General features: G+C 66.6%; 23 protein-coding genes and 1 pseudogene. 15 read left to right on the top strand and 9 right to left on the bottom strand.

Annotation, left to right across the window (positions count from 1 at the left end; translation table 11 throughout):
• Positions 1–284: 284 nt before the first annotated feature.
• The 3 genes and pseudogenes from SB771_RS33095 to SB771_RS33085 all read right to left on the bottom strand — a co-directional run bounded on the left by SB771_RS33095 (position 285) and on the right by SB771_RS33085 (position 2,133).
• The gene (locus SB771_RS33095) at positions 285–656 is read right to left on the bottom strand and encodes a nuclear transport factor 2 family protein (RefSeq protein ID WP_175662466.1); all 372 of its coding nucleotides are present in this window, start codon (positions 654–656) and stop codon (positions 285–287) included.
• 92 nt (positions 657–748) lie between these two features.
• Positions 749–1,069, bottom strand: a pseudogene (locus SB771_RS33090) (hypothetical protein); the annotation flags it as partial.
• Between the two features lie 59 nt (positions 1,070–1,128).
• On the bottom strand, positions 1,129–2,133 hold the full coding sequence (locus SB771_RS33085; protein WP_175662388.1) for an AraC family transcriptional regulator: 1,005 nt from the start codon (positions 2,131–2,133) through the stop codon (positions 1,129–1,131).
• Positions 2,134–2,269: 136 nt separating this feature from the next.
• On the opposite strand from SB771_RS33085, the gene SB771_RS33080 reads away from it, so the two are divergent.
• Genes SB771_RS33080 through SB771_RS33070 form a run of 3 tightly spaced genes read left to right on the top strand, consistent with a single transcriptional unit; the run spans position 2,270 to position 5,952 of the window.
• Positions 2,270–3,943: an acyl-CoA synthetase gene (locus SB771_RS33080; protein WP_175662389.1), complete on the top strand. Its 1,674-nt coding sequence runs from the start codon at positions 2,270–2,272 to the stop codon at positions 3,941–3,943.
• A 20-nt stretch (positions 3,944–3,963) separates the two neighbouring features.
• Positions 3,964–4,731 (top strand): 3-hydroxyacyl-CoA dehydrogenase, encoded by a 768-nt coding sequence (locus tag SB771_RS33075; RefSeq protein ID WP_175662390.1) that lies wholly within the window; start codon positions 3,964–3,966, stop codon positions 4,729–4,731.
• Between the two features lie 30 nt (positions 4,732–4,761).
• Entirely contained in the window at positions 4,762–5,952 is a 1,191-nt protein-coding gene (locus tag SB771_RS33070) for an acetyl-CoA C-acetyltransferase (protein WP_175662391.1), read from the top strand.
• 110 nt (positions 5,953–6,062) lie between these two features.
• Here the strand turns inward: SB771_RS33070 and SB771_RS33065 are convergent, their stop codons facing one another.
• Positions 6,063–6,755, bottom strand: a complete 693-nt coding sequence (locus SB771_RS33065; RefSeq protein WP_165754181.1) for a TetR/AcrR family transcriptional regulator — start codon at positions 6,753–6,755, stop codon at positions 6,063–6,065.
• A gap of 361 nt (positions 6,756–7,116) precedes the next feature.
• On the opposite strand from SB771_RS33065, the gene SB771_RS33060 reads away from it, so the two are divergent.
• The 5 genes from SB771_RS33060 (at position 7,117) to hydA (ending at position 14,363) form a co-directional block, all read left to right on the top strand.
• Positions 7,117–8,397: a Zn-dependent hydrolase gene (locus SB771_RS33060; protein WP_175662392.1), complete on the top strand. Its 1,281-nt coding sequence runs from the start codon at positions 7,117–7,119 to the stop codon at positions 8,395–8,397.
• Between the two features lie 129 nt (positions 8,398–8,526).
• The gene (locus SB771_RS33055) at positions 8,527–9,864 is read left to right on the top strand and encodes an NAD(P)-dependent oxidoreductase (RefSeq protein WP_175662393.1); all 1,338 of its coding nucleotides are present in this window, start codon (positions 8,527–8,529) and stop codon (positions 9,862–9,864) included.
• Between the two features lie 72 nt (positions 9,865–9,936).
• Entirely contained in the window at positions 9,937–11,244 is a 1,308-nt protein-coding gene (gene preA, locus SB771_RS33050; protein WP_175662394.1) for an NAD-dependent dihydropyrimidine dehydrogenase subunit PreA, read from the top strand.
• A 99-nt stretch (positions 11,245–11,343) separates the two neighbouring features.
• On the top strand, positions 11,344–12,852 hold the full coding sequence (locus SB771_RS33045; protein ID WP_126224001.1) for an NCS1 family nucleobase:cation symporter-1: 1,509 nt from the start codon (positions 11,344–11,346) through the stop codon (positions 12,850–12,852).
• A gap of 53 nt (positions 12,853–12,905) precedes the next feature.
• On the top strand, positions 12,906–14,363 hold the full coding sequence (gene hydA, locus SB771_RS33040) for a dihydropyrimidinase (RefSeq protein ID WP_175662395.1): 1,458 nt from the start codon (positions 12,906–12,908) through the stop codon (positions 14,361–14,363).
• Between the two features lie 50 nt (positions 14,364–14,413).
• On the opposite strand, the gene SB771_RS33035 is transcribed toward hydA, so the two are convergent.
• The 4 genes from SB771_RS33035 to msrB all read right to left on the bottom strand — a co-directional run bounded on the left by SB771_RS33035 (position 14,414) and on the right by msrB (position 18,976).
• Complete coding sequence (locus SB771_RS33035; RefSeq protein ID WP_006753678.1) at positions 14,414–15,535, bottom strand: aromatic ring-hydroxylating oxygenase subunit alpha; 1,122 nt, start codon at positions 15,533–15,535, stop codon at positions 14,414–14,416.
• A 219-nt stretch (positions 15,536–15,754) separates the two neighbouring features.
• Complete coding sequence (gene msrA, locus SB771_RS33030) at positions 15,755–16,495, bottom strand: peptide-methionine (S)-S-oxide reductase MsrA (RefSeq protein ID WP_175662396.1); 741 nt, start codon at positions 16,493–16,495, stop codon at positions 15,755–15,757.
• Positions 16,496–16,547: 52 nt separating this feature from the next.
• Positions 16,548–18,425, bottom strand: coding sequence for a cytochrome c biogenesis protein DipZ (locus tag SB771_RS33025; RefSeq protein ID WP_175662397.1), 1,878 nt, complete (start codon positions 18,423–18,425; stop codon positions 16,548–16,550).
• A gap of 35 nt (positions 18,426–18,460) precedes the next feature.
• Positions 18,461–18,976, bottom strand: a complete 516-nt coding sequence (msrB, locus tag SB771_RS33020) for a peptide-methionine (R)-S-oxide reductase MsrB (protein ID WP_175662398.1) — start codon at positions 18,974–18,976, stop codon at positions 18,461–18,463.
• A 287-nt stretch (positions 18,977–19,263) separates the two neighbouring features.
• Here msrB and SB771_RS33015 point away from each other — a divergent pair, with 287 nt between their 5' ends.
• The 5 genes from SB771_RS33015 to SB771_RS32995 all read left to right on the top strand — a co-directional run bounded on the left by SB771_RS33015 (position 19,264) and on the right by SB771_RS32995 (position 23,265).
• The gene (locus SB771_RS33015) at positions 19,264–19,830 is read left to right on the top strand and encodes a TetR/AcrR family transcriptional regulator (protein WP_138850711.1); all 567 of its coding nucleotides are present in this window, start codon (positions 19,264–19,266) and stop codon (positions 19,828–19,830) included.
• A gap of 225 nt (positions 19,831–20,055) precedes the next feature.
• Entirely contained in the window at positions 20,056–20,481 is a 426-nt protein-coding gene (locus SB771_RS33010; protein ID WP_011880657.1) for an organic hydroperoxide resistance protein, read from the top strand.
• 67 nt (positions 20,482–20,548) lie between these two features.
• Positions 20,549–21,583, top strand: a complete 1,035-nt coding sequence (locus SB771_RS33005; protein ID WP_012372081.1) for an alpha/beta hydrolase — start codon at positions 20,549–20,551, stop codon at positions 21,581–21,583.
• A gap of 440 nt (positions 21,584–22,023) precedes the next feature.
• Complete coding sequence (locus SB771_RS33000) at positions 22,024–22,674, top strand: hypothetical protein (protein WP_175662399.1); 651 nt, start codon at positions 22,024–22,026, stop codon at positions 22,672–22,674.
• A gap of 36 nt (positions 22,675–22,710) precedes the next feature.
• Positions 22,711–23,265, top strand: a complete 555-nt coding sequence (locus SB771_RS32995) for a type VI immunity family protein (protein ID WP_175662400.1) — start codon at positions 22,711–22,713, stop codon at positions 23,263–23,265.
• 202 nt (positions 23,266–23,467) lie between these two features.
• On the opposite strand, the gene SB771_RS32990 is transcribed toward SB771_RS32995, so the two are convergent.
• Positions 23,468–24,055, bottom strand: a complete 588-nt coding sequence (locus tag SB771_RS32990) for a TetR/AcrR family transcriptional regulator (protein WP_012372079.1) — start codon at positions 24,053–24,055, stop codon at positions 23,468–23,470.
• Positions 24,056–24,219: 164 nt separating this feature from the next.
• Between SB771_RS32990 and SB771_RS32985 the strand changes: the two genes are divergently transcribed.
• Both SB771_RS32985 and SB771_RS32980 read left to right on the top strand, forming a co-directional pair.
• Positions 24,220–24,468 carry a hypothetical protein gene (locus SB771_RS32985; protein ID WP_011660840.1) on the top strand — a complete coding sequence of 83 codons (249 nt, stop codon included), beginning with the start codon at positions 24,220–24,222 and terminating at the stop codon, positions 24,466–24,468.
• A gap of 126 nt (positions 24,469–24,594) precedes the next feature.
• A partial coding sequence (locus SB771_RS32980) for a DUF1348 family protein (protein ID WP_175705240.1) occupies positions 24,595–25,040 on the top strand: 446 nt, incomplete at its 3' end.

Here is a 25,040-nt window from a genome sequence, read left to right as displayed (position 1 = left end):
ACCGTGAAACGACTCTACGCCGATGATAGTGCGGATTCCCGTGTGAAAGTAGGTAATCGTCAGGCTCCCTAAGCCAAAAACCCCCGCCCAGAAGGCGGGGGTTTTTGCATTGGCGCGGTAAAAAAGGGGCGATGGCAGCGAGGGCGGAGTCGTCGCTAGCGTGCGAATCTCTTCTCCCCGTCATTGGCGTAGCTCCCAGCGCGCCGAGCATGTCGGTGCGTGACAGTCGCAGCATCGATTCACCTTTGGATCCCGCAGTTCGGCCATTGCCGGCATGTCGTAGCTCAACCGATCTGCGATGCATGTCCTGCAACCACACGCCAGTCGCTCCCCAATCGGCGCCACAGGCGCGTATAGGCGAACAAGCCGTTGAATGCGGCGCCGTCGAAACGACCGGCAAGCATCGCCTTCGTCGTGGTGAGAATCATCTCGCCGATCATCTTCGTCCCCATCTCCTGGATATCGAGTGCGTCGAGGCGCAGCAGCTTCGCACGATGCGCGGACAGATCGTCGTGCTTCGTAATGACCTCCCCGGTCGGGACGGTGAAGGTCAGATCGGCATCCAGCAACGCGTCGAGCGCGTCGACGTCGTTGGTGAGCATCGCCGCTCGAAGTGCGGCTTCATACGGTTCGATGACTGCACGAACTGCATCCATATCGGGCCTCGCATCAGTTCGAAGAATCAGGATTCCACGCATGCTCGCCGGGGCGGGCCGCGGTGGCCGGCATCACGGCTACTCGACAGAGACTACTCCGCTTTTGACAGCGCCTGACGCCGCACCATCATCAGCAAGCAGATGCCGATCCTCGCGAAGCTGTTGACCGATGGATAGAACACAACCGCGACATTCAACGTGCTCAGCACGTACTTGAGCACGCACAGCGTAGGTCGCACCTAGGCCGGCAAGCTCGATCAGCATGGCCAGGCAGATCGACATCGTCGGGTCGTCGATCCGCATCCAGAGCGGTATCGCGCGATAGCGCCGCGCACGCGAAAAACCAGCCGATGCGACCAGCCGCGTTCCCCACGAAACAGGCTCACGACGAAAGTCAGCAAGCCGGTAGCCGCGCGCGTCGACGGCATGTCGCACCGATCCCGCAGCGCGCCCGCCCGGGCACCGCAGCGCATCAATGCTCCGATTGCCCCGCATTGACGTCCCGCCGAAACGCGCCCGGGCTCGTGCCCGTCCATTTCCGGAACGCGCGATGAAACGCGCTCGGTTCGGTGAAGCCGAGTTCGGCCGCGATTTCCGCGACGCTAAGCCGGTGTGCGCGCAGCAGCGACTGGGCCAGTGCGCCGCGCAGCTCGTCCTTGATCGATGCGAAGCTCTGTCCCTCGCTGCGCAAGCGTCGCCGCAACGTCGCGGGCGTCGTGCCGAGGCGCACGGCCAGCGTGTCGAAGTCGGGCCACTCTGCGGCCGGCAGTGCCTTCAGGTGCGCGCGCGTTTTTGCCACCCAGCCGGTGTCGTGCCGGTAGCGGACCAGCAGGTTGCCGGGCGCGCCGCGCAGGAAGGTCTTCAGCGCCTGAGCGGAGCGGATCGTCGGCAGCGCGAGATATGCGGCATTGAAGGCGAGCCGGCTGTCGGGCCGGTCGAAATGGACCGGTACCCCGAAGAGCTGGTGGTAATCGCTGCGGTGGTCGGGGCTCGGGCACGCGAAATCGATGCGCTGCAGCGGAATTCGCCGGCCGGTCAGCCAGCAGGCGACGCCGAGCAGGATCAGCCAGAACGTCCGGTAAGCGAACGCGGAATAGGGCGCGCCCGCCTGTTTGAGCACGATCTGCGCCTGTCCGTCGGCGACCACGAGCTGGCCGTGCGGCTCGTCCAGCACCACGCGCAGGAATTGCAGCGCACGCCGTAGTGCCTTCTCGAGCGTGCCCGCGTCCAGCACGGCATGGCACAGCAGCATGAAACTGCCACGCCGCATCGGCCGGGCCGCAAGCCCGAAAAATTCGTCGTCGATCGCGCTGGCGATCGCCAGCCACAGCCGGCCATACTGCTGCGGCGTAACCGGCCCGCGCACGGCGGCCGGCAGGCCGGCCGCGTGCAGCACCGGCCCGGCCGGAATCCGTTGCCGGCGCAGGCTCTCGAGCGCATCCTCGACGAAATCGGGCGAGATCATCTGCGGCCCCATGTTTTCATGCCCTCCAGACATGGCAAAAGCGATCACGATTCTAGATTCTGTTTGTCATTGATTGCAATGTGACTGCTGTCTACCATCATCGATATACCCTCGGTTCACCGGCGGTCATAACGAACAGGAGACACGCATGCGTGATGGAGCAACTGCCCGGGAGGTGCCGGCCTACGCCGACGCCGTGGCCGGCTTCCGTATCGAGACCGCCGCCGCACATCTGCACGGCGACCTGGAGCAGGGCCTGAACGCCTGCGTCGAATGCTGCGACCGGCATGCGGCGGCGGACCCGAACGCGATCGCACTCGACTGGATCGACGTCGGCGGCCGGCATCGCAGCTTCACGTTCGCGCAGATGCAGGCGCTGTCGGCGCGCGTCGCGAACCTGCTGGTCGAGCAGGGCGTGAAGCCGGGTGACGTGGTGGCCGGCCTGTTGCCGCGCACGCCCGAACTCGTCGCGACGATCCTCGGCACATGGCGCGCGGGCGCCGTCTACCAGCCGCTTTTCACCGCGTTCGGACCGAAGGCGATCGAACACCGGCTGCGCATGAGCGATGCGCGGCTGATCGTCACCAACATCGCGAATCGCGCGAAGCTCGACGAGATCATGGATTGCCCGCCGGTGGCGACGGTGCGCGAGCCGGGCGACACGCTGCCGGCCCGCGACATCGATTTCCGTGCGGCGCTCGACGCGCAGCCGGGCACATTCGAACCGGTGCCGCGCAAGGGCACCGACCTGTTCATGATGATGTCGACGTCGGGCACGACGGGTTTGCCGAAAGGCGTGCCGGTGCCGCTGCGCGCACTGCTCGCGTTCGGCGCGTACATGCGCGACGCGGTGGACCTGCGCGACAGCGACCGCTTCTGGAACATCGCCGATCCCGGTTGGGCATACGGGCTCTACTACGCGATCACGGGCCCGCTGCTGCTCGGCCATGCAACGACGCTGTACGAAGGCAGCTTCACCGTCGACAGCACCTGCGACGTGATCGAACGGCTCGGCATCACGAGCCTCGCCGGTTCGCCGACCGCGTACCGGATGCTGATGGCGGCCGGCACCGAAGTGGCGGCACGGCTGAAAGGGCAACTGCGGGTCGTCAGCAGCGCGGGCGAACCGCTGAACCCGGAAGTCGTGCGCTGGTTCCATGCGGCGCTCGGCGCGCCGATCCACGACCACTACGGCCAGACCGAACTCGGGATGGTCGTGAACAACCATCACGGGCTCACGCACGTCGTCCATGTCGGTTCGGCCGGTCTCGCGATGCCCGGCTATCGCGTCGCGGTACTCGACGAAGCTGGCCGCGAGCTCGGCCCGGGCGAGCCCGGCAACCTCGCGATCGACATCGCACGCTCGCCGCTGCTGTGGTTCACCGGCTACTGGCAGCAGGATACGCCGGCGATCGCGGGCGGCTACTACCGGACCGGCGACAACGTCGAGCTCGAGCCGGACGGCACCGTGAGCTTCATCGGCCGCGCGGACGACGTGATCACGTCGTCCGGCTACCGGATCGGCCCGTTCGACGTGGAAAGCGCGCTGATCGAGCATCCGGCCGTCAGCGAGGCCGCGGTGATCGGCGTGCCGGACCCGGAGCGCACGGAGATCGTCAAGGCGTTCGTCGTGCTGTCGAAAGGCTTTGAAGGCACGCCGGCGCTGGCCGACGAACTGAGCCAGCACGTGAAGCGGCGGCTGTCGGCCCACGCGTATCCGCGCGCGATCGACTTCGTCGACGCGCTGCCGAAAACCCCGAGCGGCAAGATCCAGCGCTTCGTTCTGCGCAAGATGGAAGCCGAGAAGACCGCTCAATCCTGAAGACTGAATACGGAGTGCGAATGAATATCGAGGATCGCGTTTTTCTGATTACGGGCGCCGGTTCGGGCCTCGGCGCCGCGGTGGCGCGCATGGTGGTGGCCGCAGGCGGCAAGGCGGTTTTGCTGGATGTCAATGAGGATGCCGGCACGAGCCTCGCGCACGAACTCGGTGCGGCCGCATGCTTCGTGAAGACCGACGTAACGAGCGAAGCCGACGGGCAAGCTGCCGTCGCCGCCGCGCGCGACGCGTTCGGCCGCATCGATGCGCTCGTGAACTGCGCGGGCGTCGCGCCGGGCGAGAAAGTCGTCGGCCGCGACGGTCCGCATTCGCTCGAGCGCTTCGCGCGCGCGGTGTCGATCAACCTGGTCGGCACGTTCAACATGATCCGCCTGGCGGCCGAAGTAATGTCGAAGCAGGACGCCGACGCGCAAGGCGAGCGCGGCGTGATCGTCAACACCGCGTCGGTCGCGGCGTTCGACGGGCAGATCGGGCAGGCCGCGTATGCGGCATCGAAGAGCGGCGTGGTGGGCATGACGCTGCCGATCGCGCGCGAACTCGCGCGGTTCGGCATTCGCGTGGTGACGATCGCGCCGGGCATCTTCGCGACGCCGATGATGACCGGCATGCCGCAGGACGTGCAGGACGCGCTCGGCAAGAGCGTGCCGTTCCCGCCGCGGCTCGGCCGCCCCGACGAATTCGCGGCACTGGTGCGGCACATCGCCGAGAACACGATGCTGAACGGCGAAGTCATCCGTCTCGATGGCGCGTTGCGCATGGCGCCGCGCTGAAACTGAAACTGGAACTGGAGAAACTCGATCATGACGACACAGGATCCGATCGTAATCGTCGGCGCGGCACGCACGCCGATGGGTGGTTTTCAAGGCGACCTCGCCGGGGCAAGCGCGAGCGAGCTCGGCGCGGCGGCGATCCGCGCGGCGCTCGAGCGCGCACGTGTGCCGGCCGAGCGCATCGATGAAATCGTGTTCGGCTGCGTGCTGCCGGCCGGCCAGGGTCAGGCGCCGGCGCGGCAGGCCGCGCTGAAGGCCGGATTGCCGCTGGCCGCGGGCGCGACCACGGTCAACAAGATGTGCGGCTCCGGGATGAAGGCCGCGATGTTCGCGCACGACCTGCTGCTGGCCGGCTCGGCGGACGTGGCGGTCGCGGGCGGGATGGAGAGCATGACGAATGCGCCGTACCTGCTGCCGAAGGCGCGCGCGGGGATGCGCATGGGTCACGGCCAGGTGCTCGACCACATGTTCCTCGACGGGCTCGAGGACGCATACGACAAGGGCCGGCTGATGGGCACGTTCGCGGAGGATTGCGCGCAGGCCTACCAGTTCACGCGCGAGGAGCAGGATGCGTTCGCGATCGCGTCGCTGACGCGTGCGCAACGTGCGATCGCGGACGGGCGCTTCACGTCGGAGGTCGCGCCGGTGACCGTGAAGACCGGCAAGACCGAAGCGGTGGTCTCGATCGACGAGCAACCGGGCAAGGCGAAGCTCGACAAGATTCCGACGCTCAAGCCGGCGTTTCGCGAAGGCGGCACGGTGACGGCGGCCAATTCGTCGTCGATTTCCGATGGCGCGGCCGCGCTCGTGATGATGCGTCGCTCGGAAGCGGAGCGGCTCGGCCTCACGCCGAAGGCCGTGATCGTCGGGCATTCGACCTACGCGAACAAGCCGGGCCTGTTCGCGACGGCCCCGATCGGCGCAATTCGCAAGCTGTCCGAAAAAACCGGCTGGAACCTGCGCGACGTCGACCTGTTCGAGATCAACGAAGCCTTCGCGGTGGTCGTGATGGCCGCGATGCGCGATCTCGATCTGTCGCACGACAAGGTCAACGTGCACGGCGGCGCGTGTGCGCTCGGCCATCCGATCGGCGCATCGGGTGCACGCGTGATGGTGACGCTGCTGGCCGCGCTCGAATCGTATGGCCTGAAGCGCGGCATCGCATCGCTGTGCATCGGCGGCGGCGAGGCGACGGCGATCGCGATCGAGCGCGTCGCGTAACGCGAACGCGTTCACGCATCACGCGCGGGACGGCACGTACGCCGTCTCGCGACGCGGGCGGCGGGCATCGTGCCCGTCGCCCGTTTTGTTTGCCCGGGAATGCGATCGCGCTATGCACTCGCGCCCGGCGACACCGCACCGCATGCGCGGATCACGAGTTGCACGACGTGCTCGGTCTTCTCGGCGAAGGCCTTCTGCGTAAACGCACGCTTGCCGCTCAGCGCGCGGATCTGCGCATCGAAATCCGCATAGTGCTGCGTGGTCGCCCAGATCAGGTACATCAATGCGTGCGCATCGATCGGTGCGAGCAGCCCGCGCGCGATCCAGCCTTCGATCACGTTCACGCGCGTGTCGAACCACGGCTTCACACGTTCCGACAGGATGTCCTGCATGTGCTCGGCGCCGTGGATGATCTCGTTGGCCCACACCTTCGAGCCGAGCGGGCGCCGTCGCGACAGATCCATCTTCGCGCGCACGTAGCTGCCGATCGCCTCGACGGGATCGTCTCCGGCCTCGAACGAGCCGGCCGCGCGGTGCCAGTCTTCGAACAGGTCGTCGAGCACACGGCGGTACAACGCCAGCTTCGTCGGGAAGTAGTAATGCAGGTTCGCCTTCGGCAACCCGGCACGCTCGGCGATCATCGCGGTGCTCGCGCCGTTGAGCCCGCGCTCCGCGAACACGGCTTCCGCGCAGGCCAGCAAATGCGCTTCGTTGGACTCGCGGATGTGCGCCTTGCGTCGCCGCAAAGGCGTGCCCGTTTCGTCGTGGCCGCCGGCTGCGGCGGCCGCTTCGTCATGTCTCATCGTTGCCCTCGCGCGGCATGGGTGCCGCGTTGGGCTTCATTCTAGTCGCAGGTCCGCTTCGAACGCACCTGCGCGATGCATTCGTGCGGGCGCGATGCTGCGATGCGATGGCACGGTTCTCGCTCGAACACGTCACGCAAGAAAGACGTTGCGCTGGACATTTCGATGGTCTAAAACCTGTCCAATCGGACAGGATTCGACGAGCGGCGGAACGCAGTGCCAGCACCCCGCCGATCGATCGGACGAATCGCAGGAACGATGCGCACCTGCACCTCGCAGGTGCGGGTTTGCCCCGACAGCAGTAATGCGTGCACCGGCATCGACCGGATCACGACATGACGACCCCACAGGAGCGATACGAATGGACACGGTATCGGAAACAGTGAAGCGGGCAGCATTCGACACGTCGATCAAGATCGACGGCAGACGGTTGTGGGACAGCCTGATGGAGGTGGCGAAGATCGGCGCGACGCCGAAGGGCGGCGTCTGCCGCCTCGCGCTGACCGATCTCGACAAGGCCGGGCGCGACCTGATCGTCGGCTGGGCCAAGGCGGCCGGCTGCACGGTGACGGTCGATACGATGGGCAACGTATTCATGCGTCGTGCGGGGCGCGTGGCCGACGCGGCGCCGGTCGTCACCGGCTCGCATGCGGATTCACAGCCGACGGGCGGCCGCTTCGACGGCATCTACGGCGTGCTCGGCGGCCTCGAGGTGATTCGTAGTCTGAACGATCATGGCATCGAGACCGAGCATCCGATCGAGGTCGTGATCTGGACCAACGAGGAAGGCTCGCGTTTCGCGCCGGCGATGGTCGCGTCGGGCGTGTTCGCGGGCGTGTTTTCGCTCGAATACGGGCTGTCGCGCAAGGACGTCGACGGCAAGACGATCGGCGACGAGCTGGCGCGCATCGGCTATGCGGGCGACGTGCCGTGCGGCGGCCGCAAGCTGCATGCGGCGTTCGAGCTGCATATCGAGCAGGGGCCGATTCTCGAAGCGGAGTGCAAGACGATCGGCGTGGTGACCGACGCGCAGGGGCAGCGCTGGTATGAAATCACGTTCACCGGCCAGGAAGCACATGCGGGGCCGACGCCGATGCCGCGCCGCCGCGACGCGCTGCTCGGCGCGTCGCGCGTCGTCGATCTCGTGAACCGCATCGGCCTCGATCACGCGCCGTTCGGTTGCGCGACGGTCGGGATGATGCAGGTTCATCCGAACTCGCGCAACGTGATTCCGGGCCGCGTGTTCTTCACCGTCGATTTCCGTCATCCGGACGACGCCGTGCTCGCGAAGATGGACGCTGCGCTGCGCGACGGCGTCGCGCGCATCGCGGGCGAGATCGGGCTCGAGACCGCGCTCGAGCAGATTTTCTACTACAAGCCGGTCGCGTTCGATCCGGCCTGCGTGGCGGCCGTGCGCGACGCGGCCGACCGCTTCGGCTACTCGCATCGCGACATCGTGTCGGGTGCGGGACACGATGCGTGCTATCTGGCGCAGGTCGCGCCGACGTCGATGGTGTTCGTGCCCTGCGTCGACGGCATCAGCCACAACGAGATCGAGGACGCGACGCCTGCGTGGATCGAGGCAGGCGCGAACGTGCTGCTGCACGCGATGCTCTCGCGTGCGTGCGAGCCGGCCTCATGACGGATCGAATGTAGCGCGGCCGGCAGGCTGCTCATCGCCTGACCGTAGCACTCCAAAACATAGCCGACCCGACTGTGCGTTCGCAGCCGGCGGGGACGGCTTCGTCTCCACTCAGTCGAAGGAACGCGTATGACCACCAAGCCAACCGGCGATATCGCCGCGCATCGCCTGACGTCCACGCAACTCTCGTGCGAATTCGCCGATATCGCGCCGCTGCTCGATCCGACTGCCGCCGCGGCCGCCGCCAGCCGCTGCCACTACTGCTACGACGCGCCATGCGTGCAGGCGTGCCCCACGCAGATCGATATCCCGAGCTTCATCCGCAAGATCGGCAACGGCAACCTGAAGGGCGCGGCGACCGACATCTTGTCTGCCAATCCGCTCGGCGGAATGTGTGCACGCGTGTGTCCGACCGAGATCCTGTGCGAAGGCGCGTGCGTGCGCAATCACCAGGACGCGCAGCCGGTCGCGATCGGCGCGCTGCAGCGGCACGCGACCGACTGGGCGATGGCGACCGGTGCGGTGCGCTTCACGCGTGCGCCCGATACGGGGCGGCATGTCGCGGTGGTCGGCGCGGGGCCGGCCGGGCTCGCCTGCGCGCACCGGCTCGCGCTGGCCGGCCATCGCGTCACGCTGTTCGACGCGCGGCCGAAGGCGGGCGGCTTGAACGAATATGGCATCGCCGCGTACAAGACCGTCGACGATTTCGCGCAGCGCGAAGTGGAGTGGTTGCTGTCGATCGGCGGTATCGCGCTGGAGACGGGCGTCGCGCTCGGCCGCGACGTGACGCTCGACGCACTGCGCGAGCGGCACGACGCGGTGTTTCTCGCGATGGGGCTGGGCGGCATGCGCACGCTCGCGATCGACGGCGAGCAGTTGACCGGCGTGATGAACGCGGTCGACTTCATCGAGCAGGTGCGACAGGCCGACGGGCTGGAGAACGTGCCGGTCGGGCGGCGCGTGGTCGTGATCGGCGGCGGCAACACGGCGATCGACGCTTCCGTGCAGAGCCGCAAGCTCGGCGCCGAGCGCGTGACGATGGTGTACCGGCGCGGCGTGGACGCGATGAGCGCGACGTGGGCCGAACGCGAGTTCGCGCAAAAGAGCGGCGTCACGCTCGTCACGCACGCGAAGCCGGTGCACATCGCGGGCGCGGACGGGCACGTGACGGGCGTCGAGTTCGAGGCCGCGTCGGGCGAACGCTTCACCGTCGATGCGGACATGGTGCTGAAGGCAATCGGCCAGACGCTGGTGCCGGACGGCATCGCGCCCGCATTGCTGACGGCGGACGGCACGCGCATCGCGGTCGATGCGGACGGACGCACCGCGTTGCCCGACGTGTGGGCCGGCGGCGATTGCGCGGCGACGGGCGGTCTCGACCTCACCGTGCAGGCCGTGCAGGACGGCAAGCGCGCCGCGGCCGCGATCGACGCGGCGCTCGCGCAGCGCGACGCCAAGGCCGCGTGAGCGCGGCCCACGCAACGGCATCGCGCATGCCGCGCGGATCACGATAAACGCCCCATTTTCACGGAGCCGAACATGGCCGACCTTCGCTGCACCATCGCAGGCATCACTTCGCCGAATCCCTTCTGGCTCGCGTCCGCGCCGCCGACCGACAAGGCCTACAACGTCAACCGCGCGTTCGAGGCGGGTTGGGGCGGCGTCGTCTGGAAGACGCTCGGGCTCGATCCGCACGTCGTCAACGTCAGCTCGCGCTACGGCGCGGTGCAGTGGAACGGCCAGCGGATCGCCGGGCTGAACAACATCGAGCTGATCACCGACCGCCCGCTCGACGTGAACCTGAGAGAGATCGCGCAGGTGAAGCGCGACTGGCCCGACCGCGCGCTGATCGTGTCGCTGATGGTGCCGTGCAACGAGCGCGACTGGAAATGGATCCTGCCGCTCGTCGAGGACACGGGCGCCGACGCGGTCGAGCTGAACTTCGGCTGTCCGCACGGGATGAGCGAGCGCGGGATGGGCGCGGCCGTCGGGCAGGTGCCGGAATACGTCGAGATGGTCACGCGCTGGGTCAAGGAAGGCACGAAGCTGCCGTGCCTCGTGAAGCTCACGCCGAACATCAGCGACATCCGGATGGGCTCGCGCGCCGCCTACAAGGGCGGCGCGGACGGCGTGTCGCTGATCAACACGATCAATTCGATCGTCGCGGTGGACCTCGACCAGATGGCGCCGATGCCGACCGTCGACGGCAAGGGCACGCACGGCGGCTATTGCGGCCCCGCGGTCAAGCCGATCGCGCTGAACATGGTCGCGGAGATCGCGCGCGATCCGGAAACGCCGAACCTGCCGATTTCCGGCATCGGCGGGATTTCATCGTGGCGCGACGCGGCCGAGTTCATGGTGCTTGGCGCCGGCAGCGTGCAGGTGTGCACCGCCGCGATGCACTACGGCTTCCGGATCGTGACGGATCTCGCCGACGGGCTGTCGAACTGGATGGACGAGAAGGGCTACGCGACGCTCGACGACATCCGCGGTCGCGCGGTGCCGAACGTCACCGACTGGAAATACCTGAACCTGAAATACGACATCAAGGCGCGCATCGACCAGGACCGCTGCATCCAGTGCGGGCTGTGCCATATCGCGTGCGAGGACACGTCGCACCAGGCGATCACCGCCGAGAAGGACGGCGCGCGGCATTTCGAAGTGGTGGACGCGGAGTGCGTCGGGTGCAATCTTTGCATGCATGTGTGTCCGGTCGAGCAATGCATCACGATGGAGCGGGTCGACGCGGGCGACTATGCGAACTGGACCACGCATCCGAACAATCCGGCGCGGGCCGACGCGGGTGCCGGCCCGGTGGAACCCGCGAAGCACGCGAAGGCGGCCTGACCGGCGGCCGGCGGCGCGGTACGGGCTGCGCCGCCGCTTGTGTCCTGTTTCGCCGGCATCGCGCGATGCCGGCGCCGACGTTTACGTGGAGCGCTTTCGATGAAACCAGCAGCGATTCCCGCCGATGCCGACAGCGCCGCGGCGCCGGCCGGCAGCCTGTACAACGACGACCTCGCGCCGACGACGGCCGCGCAGCGCACATGGCGGTGGTATCACTTCGCGGCGCTATGGGTCGGGATGGTGATGAACATCGCGTCGTACATGCTCGCGGCCGGGCTGATCCAGGAAGGCATGTCGCCGTGGCAGGCTGTGCTGACCGTGTTGCTCGGCAACCTGATCGTGCTCGTGCCGATGCTGCTGGTCGGCCATGCGGGCGCGAAGCACGGGATTCCGTACGCGGTGCTCGTGCGCGCGTCGTTCGGCACGCAGGGGGCGAAGCTGCCGGCGCTGCTGCGCGCGATCGTCGCGTGCGGCTGGTACGGCATCCAGACCTGGCTCGGCGGCAGCGCAATCTACACGCTGCTGAACATCCTGACCGGCAACGCGCTGCACGGCGCGGCGCTGCCGGTCATCGGCATCTCGTTCGGGCAGCTCGCGTGCTTCCTGGTGTTCTGGGCGCTGCAGCTGTACTTCATCCTGCATGGCACCGATTCGATCCGCTGGCTCGAGAGCTGGTCGGCGCCGATCAAGGTCGTGATGTGCGTCGCGCTCGTGTGGTGGGCGACGTCGCAGGCGGGCGGTTTCGGCTCGATGCTGTCGGCGCCGTCACAGTTCGTCGCGGGCGGCAAGAAGGCCGGGCTCTTCTGGGCGACGTTCTGGCCGGGCCTGACCGCCATGGTCGGCTTCTGGGCGACGCTCGCGCTGAACATTCCCGACTTCACGCGCTTCGCGCATTCGCAGCGCGACCAGATGATCGGTCAGTCGATCGGGCTGCCGCTGCCGATGGCGCTGCTGTCGGTGGTGTCGGTCGTCGTGACGTCGGCGACCGTCGTGATCTACGGCAACGCGATCTGGGATCCGATCGACCTGACGAGCCGGATGACCGGCATCGGCGTCGGCATCGCGCTGGTGATCCTCACGCTCGACACGATGTGCTGCAACCTCGCGGCGAACCTCGTCGGCCCGGCTTACGATTTCTCTAGCCTGTGGCCGAAGGCGATCTCGTATCGCACCGGCGGGATGATCACCGCGACGATCGCGATCGTGATGATGCCGTGGAAGATCCTCGCGACGACGGACGGCTATATCTTCACCTGGCTCGTCGGCTATTCGGCGCTGCTCGGCCCGGTCGCGGGCATCCTGATGGTCGACTACTTCCTGATTCGCGGCACGCGGCTCGATACGCACGCGCTGTTCGACGAGCGCGGCGACTTCAGCTATGCGCGCGGCTGGAACCCCGCCGCGCTGGCCGCGCTCGCGATCGGCGTGCTGCCGAACCTGCCCGGCTTCCTGCATACCGCATTCCCGGCATCGTTCCCGAACGTGCCGGCCTTCTTCAACACGCTCTACACGTACGCGTGGTTCGTCGGCCTCGTGCTGGCGTCCGGCGTGTACGGCACCTGGATGAAGTGGCGCGCCGCCCAGCGCGCGCAGATCGCGAGCGCGTGATGCGTGATGAGTGAATGCATGCGGCACCCGACAATCAACGAGGAGGCAACGACATGGCAATCCTGATTCGCGGCGGCACCGTGGTCGATGCGGACCGCACCTATCGCGCGGACGTACTGTGTGCCGACCCGCAGGACAGCGGCACGATCCTGCAGATCGCCGAGACGATCGACGCGCCGGCCGGCGCGACGGTGGTCGACGCACACGACCAGTACGTGATGCCGGGCGGCATCGATCCGCATACGCACATGGAACTGCCGTTCATGGGCACGACGGCGAGCGACGATTTCTATTCGGGGACGGCCGCCGGGCTGTCGGGCGGCACGACGAGCATCATCGACTTCGTGATCCCGAGCCCGAAGCAGCCGCTGATGGACGCATTCCGCGAATGGCGCGGCTGGGCCGAGAAGGCGGCGGCCGACTACGGTTTTCATGTGGCCGTCACATGGTGGGACGAATCGGTGCACCGCGATATGGGCACGCTCGTGCGCGAGCACGGCGTGTCGAGCTTCAAGCACTTCATGGCGTACAAGAACGCGATCATGGCCGACGACGAGGTGCTCGTGAACAGCTTCTCGCGTTCGCTCGAACTCGGCGCGCTGCCGACCGTGCACGCGGAGAACGGCGAACTCGTGTTCCGGCTGCAGCAGGCGTTGCTCGCGCGCGGGATGACCGGGCCGGAGGCGCATCCGCTGTCGCGTCCGCCGGAGGTCGAGGGCGAAGCCGCGAACCGCGCGATCCGCATCGCGCAGGTGCTCGGCGTGCCGGTGTATATCGTGCACGTGTCGTCGAAGGACGCGGTCGATGCGATCACGCGCGCGCGCAGCGAAGGGCTGCGTGTGTTCGGCGAAGTGCTGCCGGGCCACCTGGTGATCGACGAGGCCGTTTATCGCGACCCGGACTGGACACGCGCGGCCGCGCACGTGATGAGCCCGCCGTTCCGCTCGGCCGAGCATCGCGAGGCGCTGTGGCGCGGGCTGCAGGCCGGCCAGCTGCATACGACGGCGACCGACCACTGCGTGTTCTGCGCGTCGCAGAAGGCGATGGGCCGCGAGGACTTCACGAAGATTCCGAACGGCTGCGGCGGCGTCGAGGACCGCATGTCGGTGCTGTGGCATCACGGCGTGAATCACGGCCGCATCACGCCGAACGAGTTCGTGCGGATCACGTCGACGAACGCCGCGCAGATCTTCAACCTGTATCCGCGCAAGGGGGCCGTGCAGGTGGGCGCCGATGCCGACCTCGTCGTGTGGGATCCGGCCGCGACGAAGACGATCTCGGTGAAGACCCATCACCAGCAGGTCGACTTCAACGTGTTCGAAGGAATGACCGTGCAGGGTGTCGCGACGCACACGCTCACGCGCGGCGCGCTCGCATGGGCCGACGGCGAGCTGCGTGCGGTGCGCGGCGCGGGCCGCTATCTGGAGCGGCCGCCTGCCGCCGGCTACTACGAGGCCGCCCGCATCGCGAACCGGCTGCGCGAGCCGCATCCGGTCGAGCGCGCCGGCTGAGCGAGGGCGAAGCGGGCGAACCGGACGAAGGTGCGCGCGCGCCGCGGCGGTCAGCGCGCGTCGCCCGCGTTCGCTTCGCGGATCGGAATCACGGTGCGCGCGCCGCACTGGCGCAGCAGGTCGCGCAGTTCGTTGATGACCGGGAACACCTCGTGGTTCCAGTCGGCGCCCTGCCGGTCGTGCGCTTCCTGCTCGCGCTCGACGATCCAGCGATCCTCGCGGAAGATCCGCTCGGTGAACCAGACGAGCAGCGGCCACGCGAGATCGAGCGCGAACGGGATGCCCGGCTTGTGGATCGACAGCACGCCGAACGTGCGGTTGGTGCGCTGCTCCGCGTCGAGCGGCACGTAGACGATCCACAGGTCCATCACGAGCGTGCCCTCGCTCGAGCGGATCTGCAGCGTCTGGTACGGGTACAGGGTGCGCACCGTCATCACGCTCTTGTCGGACTGGTCGGCCGGCTTCTTGCTGGCGCCGAACACGAGCGCCTCGCCGACCGGCTGCTTGCCTTCCATCCGCGCGAACGTGTAGTCGACCTCGACCCAGTCGTCGCCGCGCCGGCGACCGACGCTGCGCGCGCGCATCTGTCCCATCTGCTTGCGATGCAGGAACTGATGGTTCATGTCCATCAGGTTCTCGTGCATGAACGAGTAGTGGCACTTGACCTCGCGGCCGAAGCGGCGCGTCTTGAATGCACGGTCGTCCGCCGATTCGAGCGCGGGGAACGGGCGTTCGTCGGCGAGCGTCGCGTCGCCGGGGAACACGAAAATCAACCCGTGCGCCTCGCGGCACGGATACGCGCGCACGCCGTTGGGCAAACGGTCGCGGCCGAGGTAAGGCACGTCGACGCAGCGGCCGCTGTCGCACGCATAGGTCCAGCCGTGATAGCAGCAGCGCAGCGTTTCGCCGGACACGACGCCCGCATGCAGCGGCACCTGGCGGTGCGCGCAACGGTCTTCGAGCGCATACACGGCGCCGGATTCGGTGCGCACGAGCACGATCGGATCGCCGGCGAAGCGCACGCCGAGCGTCTTGCCACGCTTGAGCTCGCGCGACCACGCGAGCGGATACCAGTGGTCGGGATGGATGGGCACGCGGCGCAGGTCGCGCACGACTGCGCCGGTGGACGGTTGTTCAAGGGTGCTGCTGTCAGACAAAGGCACTGCGCGCATGCGTGACGCCTCCTGGCAAGCTGGTGAGTTCCGGGCGCCGCATGATGCGGCGGGGACTGATCTGGAGAAGTCTACGCGAAGTTGGCCCGTCAAGCTGACCTGATCGGGGTTTGCCCCGTCGGCGCGGCATGCGTTTCGTTGATGCAGCTCAAACGCGGCCGGCGGCGCGGGGCCGGCCGCGTCATGCCGCGGGCCGGCCGCCGCGCCGCCGGTTGCCTGTCACAGATGGGCGTCGCGCCACAGCACCGCGTCGGGACGATACAGCGTCGGGAAGCGCTGCTTCAGCCCGGCGACCTTCGGCAGGTCGTTGAATGCGATGTACGGCGCGTCGGGATGCAGCTCGAGGTAGTTCTGGTGATACGCCTCGGCCGGATAGAAGCCCTTGTACGGCTCGACGCGCGTGACGACGGGCGACGCGAACGTGTGCGCGGTGCCGAGCTGCGCGATGTACGCGGTCGCGACGGCCCGCTGCTGCGCGGTGGTCGGGAAGATCGCGGACCGGTATTGCGAGCCTTCGTCGGGGCCCTGACGGTTCAGCTCGGTCGGATCGTGCGCGACCGAGAAGAACACCTGCAGCAGCCGGCCGTACGTGACCTGCGTCGGGTCGAAGACGATGCGCACCGATTCCGCATGCCCGGTCAGCCCGCTGCCGACGAGCGCGTAATGCGCGGTTTCGGATGCGCCGCCCGCATAGCCGGCCGTGACCTGCTTCACGCCCTTCACGTGCTCGAACACGCCCTGCACGCCCCAGAAGCAGCCGCCGGCGATCACGGCGGTTTCCTCGTGGGAGGTGCCCGGGGTTTCGTCGAGCGTCGGCGCGGGCACCGTGCGCATCGGTTCCGCGGAACTGACGACACGCTGGTAGCCGAACACGGCGGCCGCCGCGAGGGCGATCGCGCCGATGCGGCGCAGCATGGCCGCCCGCTTCGGTGCGAAACGGCGAGTGGATGTCGGGATCATGAATTGCTCCTTCGAAAACGAGGGACGAAATAAGGTGTCCGGGCCGCGGCACTCAACCAAATGTGAACGCATACGCGTCGACGCCCGGATCGAGAAACTCGATCGAGAACGTGCGGTCGGCGATCGTGCCCGGCTGCCGCACCAACTGATACAGGCGTTGGCCGGTGACGGTGCCGTAGCCCTGCGCGTCCACGTCGGCGCCATGGGCCGCGCCGGGCGCCGCGCCGTCGAGCGTCACGCGAAAGCGCACCGGCTTGCCGTTCGCACCCGGGCCGAGCACGAGGTGCAGGTCGCGCGCATGGAAGCGGTAGACGATCCGGCCGGCCGGCGCGGCGAGCGTCGCGCGCTCGGCGCCGACCTGCCACGTGCCGGCGAGGCCCCAGTCGTTCAGGTCGGGACGAGCGGGCGCGTCGTAGCGGTGTGCTGCGTCGCGCACGACGCCGCCCGGCGACGTGAAGTCTTCCGCACGCGCATAGCCGACATAGGTTTCGGGTGAGCGGACGTCCGCGCTGTCGGCCGCCGCGAGCGCGCCTTTCGCGGGCGCGCCGGAGAGCCCGAGCGGCACGTTCAGCGCTTCCGGGTGGCCGGCTTCGGCGAGCAGCGACTGGATCGCGCGTTCCGACTGCGCGTATTCGCCTTCGCCGAAGTGGTGATGGCGGATCCGCCCCTGCGCGTCGACGAAGTAGTGCGCGGGCCAGTATTCGTTGCCGAACGCGCGCCAGATCGCATAGCCATTGTCGATCGCGACCGGGTAGTCGATGCCGAGGTCATGCACGGCCTTCTTCACGTTGCCGATGTCGCGCTCGAACGCGAACTCCGGTGCGTGCACACCGATCACGACGAGCCCGTACGGCGCGTACTTGTGCGCCCACGCAGTCGTGTACGGCAGCGTGCGCAGGCAGTTGATGCACGAATACGTCCAGAAATCGACGAGCACCACCTTGCCGCGCAGGCCGGCCGCGGTCAGCGGCGGCGAATTCAGCCACTGCACGGCGCCGTCGAGCGACGGCAGCGTGCCTTCGACGGGCAGCGCGGCCGCTTGCATCGCGGGCGTCGTGCCGGCCGTGCGCATCATCGCGCCGCCGGCCGCCGGTGCGCTATCGGTCGCCGCGGCCATCATCGCGCCGCTCGCCGTGCCGCCGTTGCTGTTGTTGCTGCTGCCGGTGTTGCTCGTCGAGGACATGGCGGCCGGCGCACCATTCGAGCGCCCGCCGAGCCGGTCGACGAGCTTCGTCTCGAGGCTGCCCGTCGTGACCGTCGACAGTTGCGCGAGCGCACCCGTATCGAGGCCGAGCGCGATCGCGCCGACACCGGCCAGCAGTGCCGCGCCGATCCCGCGCCGGATCCATTCGCCGGCGCCGAGCGAGCGCTTCATCGCGGCGAACACCTTGCCGCCGATCACGAGCGCGACGCCGAGCGACGTCGCCGCGCCGGCCGCATACGCGACCAGCAGCACCGTCGTGCCGACGCTCGCACCGCGCAGCGCGGCACCGGTCAGCACGAGCCCGAGGATCGGGCCCGCGCACGGCGCCCACAGCAGGCCGGTCGCGACGCCGAGCAGCAGCGACGACAGCGGGCCCGCCGGGCGGCCGTCGCGCTGCGCGAAGCCGGTGAGCCGGTTGCCGGCCGCGACGAGCGGGCGCGTCAGGTGTTCGGCGAAACGGGGCAGCAGCAGCGTCAGGCCGAACACCGCGAGCAGCACGATGGCGAGCCAGCGGCCGGCCTGGTTGGCCTGCGCGACCCAGCCGCCGCCGACGGCGGCGAGCGTCGCGACGACGGCGAACGTGAGCGCCATGCCGATCAGCAGCGGCAGGCCGGTACGGACGAACGGCTGGTCGGCGCGCGCGAACACGAACGGCAGCACGGGCAGAATGCACGGGCTCAGGATCGTGAGGACGCCGCCGAGATAGGCGAGGACGATGAGCAGCATGGGGCAGTCTCCGGTCGTTCAGAAGCGGCGGCCCGTCAGGCGGCGGCCGGGTGGAAGGCGAGCGCGAGCCCGTTCATGCAGTAGCGCAGGCCGGTGGGCGGCGGGCCGTCGTCGAACACGTGGCCGAGGTGGCCGCCGCAGCGGCGGCAGTGCACTTCGGTGCGCGCCATTCCGTACGACGGATCCGTCTCGGTCGCGACCGCGTGGTCGAGCGGCTTCCAGAAGCTCGGCCAGCCGGTGTGGCTGTCGAATTTGGTGTCGGACGAGAACAGCGCGAGGTCGCAGCCGGCGCACGCGAACGTGCCGCGGCGGTGTTCGGCGTTCAGCGGGCTGCTGTACGGCGGCTCGGTGCCGGCATTGCGCAGCACCGTGTATTGGGCGGGCGTGAGGCGGCGGCGCCATTCGGCGTCGCTGCGGGTGATCTCGAACGGGGTGGCGGGCGGCGCGGCGAACGCGCGGCCGACGAGCGCACGGCGGCCAGCCGACGACAGTGCCGCGAGCGTGGCGAGGCCGGCGGCGCCGGCGAACAGCAGATGTCTGCGGGTGGGCATGACGGGCTCCTTGAAGCAGGGTCCTGAAAACATGCGCACAGAGTAGGCAGCGGCCGGTGTCTAAGTCCTCACGGAAAGTTAAAGGATTTGTGATGGTTGGGGTGTTTGGCGAGGGGGGCGGTGGAATCCGTCGAAGCGCCGACTGGCAGGGGCCTTCGAGCGGGCGCGCCGCCGATGTTTACCGAGCACCGGTTCGCGCCGCGATTGCTCGCGCGCGAAGGCTGGCTTTCGTCACCCCCATAAAAAAGATCTTGACTGTCTATCTACGAGTAGATAAAGTTCGATCCATGGAAACGAAATCGACCGTCCGCGAACAGATTCTCGACCACGCGATCACGCTGATGATGCTGCGCGGCTACAACGGCTTCAGCTATCGAGACCTGTCCGATCTGGTAGGCGTGAAGACGTCGAGCATCCACTACTACTTCCCGTCGAAAGACGATCTCGTGCTGGAAGCGGTGGCGGCGTATAGCGACGAAGTGCTTGCGGCGATGCGCGCGATCGATTCGGCGTTGCCGGCCGACGTCAAGCTCAGCCTCTACACGAAGCTGTTCGGCAGAACGCTCGGCGATGGCAACCAGATCTGTCTGTGCGGCATGCTCGCGGCGGACATCGAATCGTTGCCGGAGAGCGTGCGGCAGGCGGTTCAGGCCTTCTTCAAGGCCAACGAGAAGTGGCTCGCCGAGTTGCTGGCGCAGGGCGCGAAGGAACGCACGCTGCAGTTCAGCGGCAAGCCGGAAACGGCGGCGCGCACGTTGTACGCGGCGTTTCAGGGGAGCGTGCTGGCCAGCCGGCTGTTTCATACGCGGGCGCGTCTCGAGGATGTCGAGGCCGTCTGGAAAGCCCGGTCCTGACGGACGGGGCGGGTAGTCAGGCGGTTCGCCGCCTTTTGTTGGGGTTTGGTATCTATCTTGTAGTAGATAGATGCGCGTGCGGATGAATTCGATCATCCGCATTTTTGGGGATATCTGTCTATCTATGGATAGATAAACAAGCGCGATGCCGGCCGCCAAGCCGTCGACGCGCGATCCCGGGTTGGAAGGCTGTTTCACTCACTCATCATTGAAAAGGAGTCTGTCATGTCGATCGAAAAAGTTCTGTACCGCGCTCATGCAAAAGCCACCGGCGGCCGTGACGGCCGTGCCACGGTGCCCGAAAGCGGTCTCGACCTGAAGTTGACCACGCCGCGCGAACTCGGCGGCGCGGGCGGCGCCGGCGCGAACCCCGAACAACTTTTCGCGGCCGGTTACAGCGCGTGCTTCATCGGTGCGATGAAGTTCGTCGCGGCCCGTGACAAGATCGCGATCCCCGCGGATGCCGCGATCGAAGGCAGCGTCGGCATCGGCGCGATCCCGAACGGCTTCGGCATCGAAGTCGAACTGAAGATCTCGCTGCCGGGCCTCGACCGTGAAACCGCGCAAACGCTGATCGATCGCGCGCACATCGTCTGCCCGTACTCGAACGCGACGCGCGGCAACATCGACGTCACGCTGACGCTCGTCTGATCGCACGTACTGCGAACGAATCCATCGCCATTCATTGCATTCACCGGTTGAACCAAGGAGTCTCATCATGAAGATCGTCAAGCCGCTGCTGATCGCCGCTGCCGTTGCGGCCGCGGTGTTCACCGCCCCCGTCGCCTTTGCCGCCGGCACCGACGGCGTCCGCCCCGATACGGCGACCAGCGGGTTCCTCGCCGTGCTGAACGGCCAGAAGGGGCCGGGCCTCGAAACGCTGAGTCCCGCGAAGGCGCGTCAGGTGCTGGTCGATGCCCAGCGCGGCGCAAAGGTCGACCTGTCCGGCATCGACGTATCGAACCGAACGATCGAGCAGGACGGCCTGTCGGTGCCGATCACGATCGTGCGCCCGCAGGGCGCGGCGGGCACGCCGCCGGTGTTCATGTTTTTCCACGGGGGCGGCTGGATTCTCGGCGACTTCCCGACGCATGAGCGCCTGGTGCGCGATCTGGTGGTGCAATCGGGCGCCGTCGCGGTGTTCGTGAACTACACGCCGTCGCCGGAAGCGCATTACCCGGTCGCGATCAACCAGGCGTATGCGGCGACGAAGTGGGTCGCCGCGCACGGCGCGGAAATCGGTGTCGACGGCAGCCGCCTCGCGGTGGTCGGCAATAGCGTCGGCGGGAACATGGCGGCTGTCGTGGCGCTGATGGCGAAGGACAAGGGCGGCCCGGCGATCCGCTTCCAGGGCCTGTTGTGGCCCGTGACGGACCACGACTTCAATACCGGTTCGTACAACGCGTATCAGCAGGGGCACTTCCTGACCCGGCCGATGATGAAGTGGTTCTGGGACGCCTATACGAAGAACGAAGCGCAACGCAACGAGATCTACGCGTCGCCGCTGCGTGCGAGCACCACGCAGTTGAAGGGATTGCCGCCCGCGCTGATCCAGGTCGCGCAGTTCGACGTGCTGCGCGACGAAGGCGAAGCGTACGGCCGCAAGCTCGACGCAGCCGGCGTCGATGCGACGACCACGCGATATGACGGCACGATTCACGATTTCGGTTTGCTGAACGCACTGGCCGAGGATGCGCCGACCAAGGCGGCGATGAAGGCGATGGCCAACGAAATCGCGACGCGGCTGAAGTAGGGCTGCGGGCGGCATTCGAACGGGTTCGAATGCGAACGGCGAAGCGGCGGGCTTGGGTCCGCCGCTTCCGCATGGGGAGCGGGGCGACAGGTGCGTCGAAATGCGACACCGGCGGCCGGATCGCAGCGGTCCGATCCCGGCGGCAGGCGTCACAGTACAAACCCGTTCCCGCCCGGCCGGAGACCTGGCGCTCTGCGTCGACCCGACGTCGTTGTGGTAGAGCGTCCGATGGATCGGTGGCCCGGCCGTGGTGTCATCGACCGCGAAGGCGGCCCTCACGTTGATAATCTGTTGCGCCTTGTGGAGATCAAGTTTCCTGGTGACGATTGGGGCCCGGGTCAGGAGGCTGACTATCAACTGATCGCCGGCGAATTCAAAGAGCGCATGTCCGTCATCGACGTCAGCGATTGCAATGGAGAGCTCGAAAAGGTCGGCAACGCGTGCTCAAAGATGTACCGATGCGAGAGACGGAGCAGCAGAAGAAGCGTGAGCGCGTGCCTATCCGGACAGTTGAGCCTATCCCTCATCCCGTCTGGTACGAGGACTGGTGGAACTGGGTCGAACGTCATGGGGAAGAAGCCGGCGAAGCGGTCGGAGAAGGCGCGGCGGCGTTGCGGGACGCGACGAAGCGTGGATATGCCTACGTTTCCGAAGAAACCAGCCGGTTCCTGCATGAACATGCGCCGTGGCTGTTCACTGCAGGCCGTTGGGTTCTCAACAAGGCAACAGAAACATGGGAGTGGTTTGACGAACAGGGCCGCAGAATCGCCGCGTATACGGCCGCACAACTGAAGGCGGGTTGGGAAGCACTCAAGCGAGAAGCGGACCTGACATGGGAAACCCTCAAGGCTATCGATTGGGGGCAGGTCGGCATGACGATTGTGAAGGCGCTGTTCGTCATCGTGATCGTGGTCGCAGCCGTCGCGATCGCAATCGTGATCGCCGAGGCATTGCTGGCGATTTTGGCGGCGCTCGTGGCCATTATTGCTGCCGGGGCTGAGGCGGTGGCGGCACTTGCTGCGCTACTCGGAATCACCGCGGCAGAAGCAGCGGCGTCGGTGGCGATTGCCCCCGCTCTGGCGGCGGGCTAACCGGTGTCATATGAACCACCTCACTCAGGACAAGCAATGATGACGGATCAGAGCGCGAAACCGATTCTCACACCCGCACAAGCGCTTTCGCGTTATCACGAACATCTGCACCTACACCTCGACGGCGAGCGGATGGGTTTGCTGCCGGGCGTAATTGGCACCGTTTTTTTTGATGGCGGCTCGCGCCCCGATGGCCGGCAAGCGATTCTCGACTGCTTCGACCGTTTCGATGCGCCTTTTGGTTCGCACTTGCGTGGTGGGAAAGACACGGACACCGGCAAGTTTTCGAAGCGAAATGCCGCGGGAGTCGAAAAAATCCGTCGGGCGATTCAGGACACACCGTCGTATCTGTCCGTTAGCGTGATTCGATCGAGCGCCACCGCTCAGGACACTGCTGCGGAATACAACGTGCAAGTCCTCACGAGCATGGCGAATCCCGAGGACTACGTCTCGCCTCAAGGTTGGACTGCGCCAAAAGGGCAGGAGTCCGGATTGTCGATGCTGAAATTCAACGTCCCGATGGCTCTCGTTAGACCGCAGACGGCCTTGCTCTGTACGAAGGTTTCCTTCGCTTTGTGTGCGAGCGATTGAACGCCGATGGAGAGGGTCGGCCGACCTGCTTCATTGGTGTCCGAATTGTGCACACGGGAAGCAAGTGTGGACAGGCGGTGGCGCGAAAGCCGGACGACGGCAGGGCGCCTCGGAGCAAGTGGAGGAACTGGGTTACTCGGCCGAGAGGCTCTGCATCCATGAAACGCGACACCAGTGTTGATGTCCACGCAGAAAGGACCCGTCAGGCAGCTTTAGACCTTCGCCTTGTCGACGCGCCTTCTTCGATTCTCGCCAGTACACGCTTGCCCGAATCCACCACTGTCGAATCATGTGTCACCTGATAGCGCACAATCATGCCTTCCACGCAGAGCATCGCGTCTGCGGCGACGGTAGCAGGCGACTGGAGCCCGAGGCGGCCAGCGAGTTCAGAAATGTACTGCTCAAGCGCGTGCTTATGGGATACGGCCTGCTGAAGGTGCCCTGGGTCTCCCGTCGATCCAGCTTCGGCGACCACATTGATAAAGGCGCAACCACGGAAGTCTTCCTGCGCGAACCATTCACCTAGGGCTTCCGCGACGACGGACAACTCGGCACGCTGAGCAAAACGAGCCTCCACCTCGTCGACAAACCAGCGCATCCAGAACTCATGACGACGGTCCAGGAACGCTGCAATAAGTTCGCTCTTGGAGGCGAAGTGCCGGTAAAGCGACATTTTTGCGACGCCTGACTCGGCGATGATCTTGTCGATGCCCGTGGCACGGAACCCGTCCTGATAGAACAGGCGCGCCGCGGTTTCCAATATCCGGTCGCGTGCGGAGGGTTGTGACATTTCGGCCCCTTTTTTGCCAAATCATGCCTCCATTATGGCAGACAGACCTGTCTCTGCACAGGCACCGAGAGGCACAGAAATTTCTTGACAGACAGACCTGTCTACACCAATATTGAGACAGACCTGTCTCAATCATTCAAGGTCGGTACGTCAAGGAGACTGTCATGTGCCCCTCAGATTGCGAAGTCACTGCCCTTCATCAGGCTCTGCAGGCCGATAAGTCGAATCCGGCCACATGGCGCTGGTACAGCGACCTGGTCGACAACCAACGACTCGCGCTTCGCCTCAAAGAAGACCAGTGGGTCGTCGCGATTGACGGCAGCGACTTTGCATGCGCCGAGGGGCTGTACGCGGCTGTGCGTTGGGCGCACATCATGACGCACTCGGGCGGTTACATCACCTTCGCGGTGTAAGCGAGCGAAGTCCGCCCTGCACACGGGCTAATCGCCAGACTAAGCGATCGAGAACACGCAGCACTGCTCTTATCCACCCTTCGGCCCGGTATCGGGTCTTCATCCACCAGCCACTGAGGTAACACCATGTCGACCAACACTGAACTCCGTCCGCCGCTTCCTCCTTTCACACGCGAATCCGCCATCGAGAAAGTCCGTCTCGCGGAAGATGGCTGGAATTCGCGCGACGCCGCCAAGGTCGCGCTCGCCTATTCGCTCGACACGAAATGGCGCAATCGCGCAGAGTTCGCGAACAACCGAGCGGAAGCGCAGGCGTTCCTCGAGCGCAAGTGGAAGAAGGAGCACGAGTATCGTCTGATCAAGGAACTGTGGGCGTTCGGCGGCAATCGCATTGCCGTACGCTACGCCTACGAATGGCACGACGACTCGGGCAACTGGTTCCGCTCCTACGGCAACGAGAACTGGGAGTTCGGCGAGGATGGCCTTATGCAGCGCCGCTATGCGTGCATCAACGACATGCCGATCAAGGAATCCGAGCGCAAGTATCACTGGCCCCTGGGCCGTCGGCCGGA

It is taken from the genome of Burkholderia sp. SIMBA_051, from assembly GCF_046534915.1.
Taxonomy (GTDB): domain Bacteria; phylum Pseudomonadota; class Gammaproteobacteria; order Burkholderiales; family Burkholderiaceae; genus Burkholderia; species Burkholderia ambifaria.
This window is presented reverse-complemented; position numbering and strand designations above follow the sequence as displayed.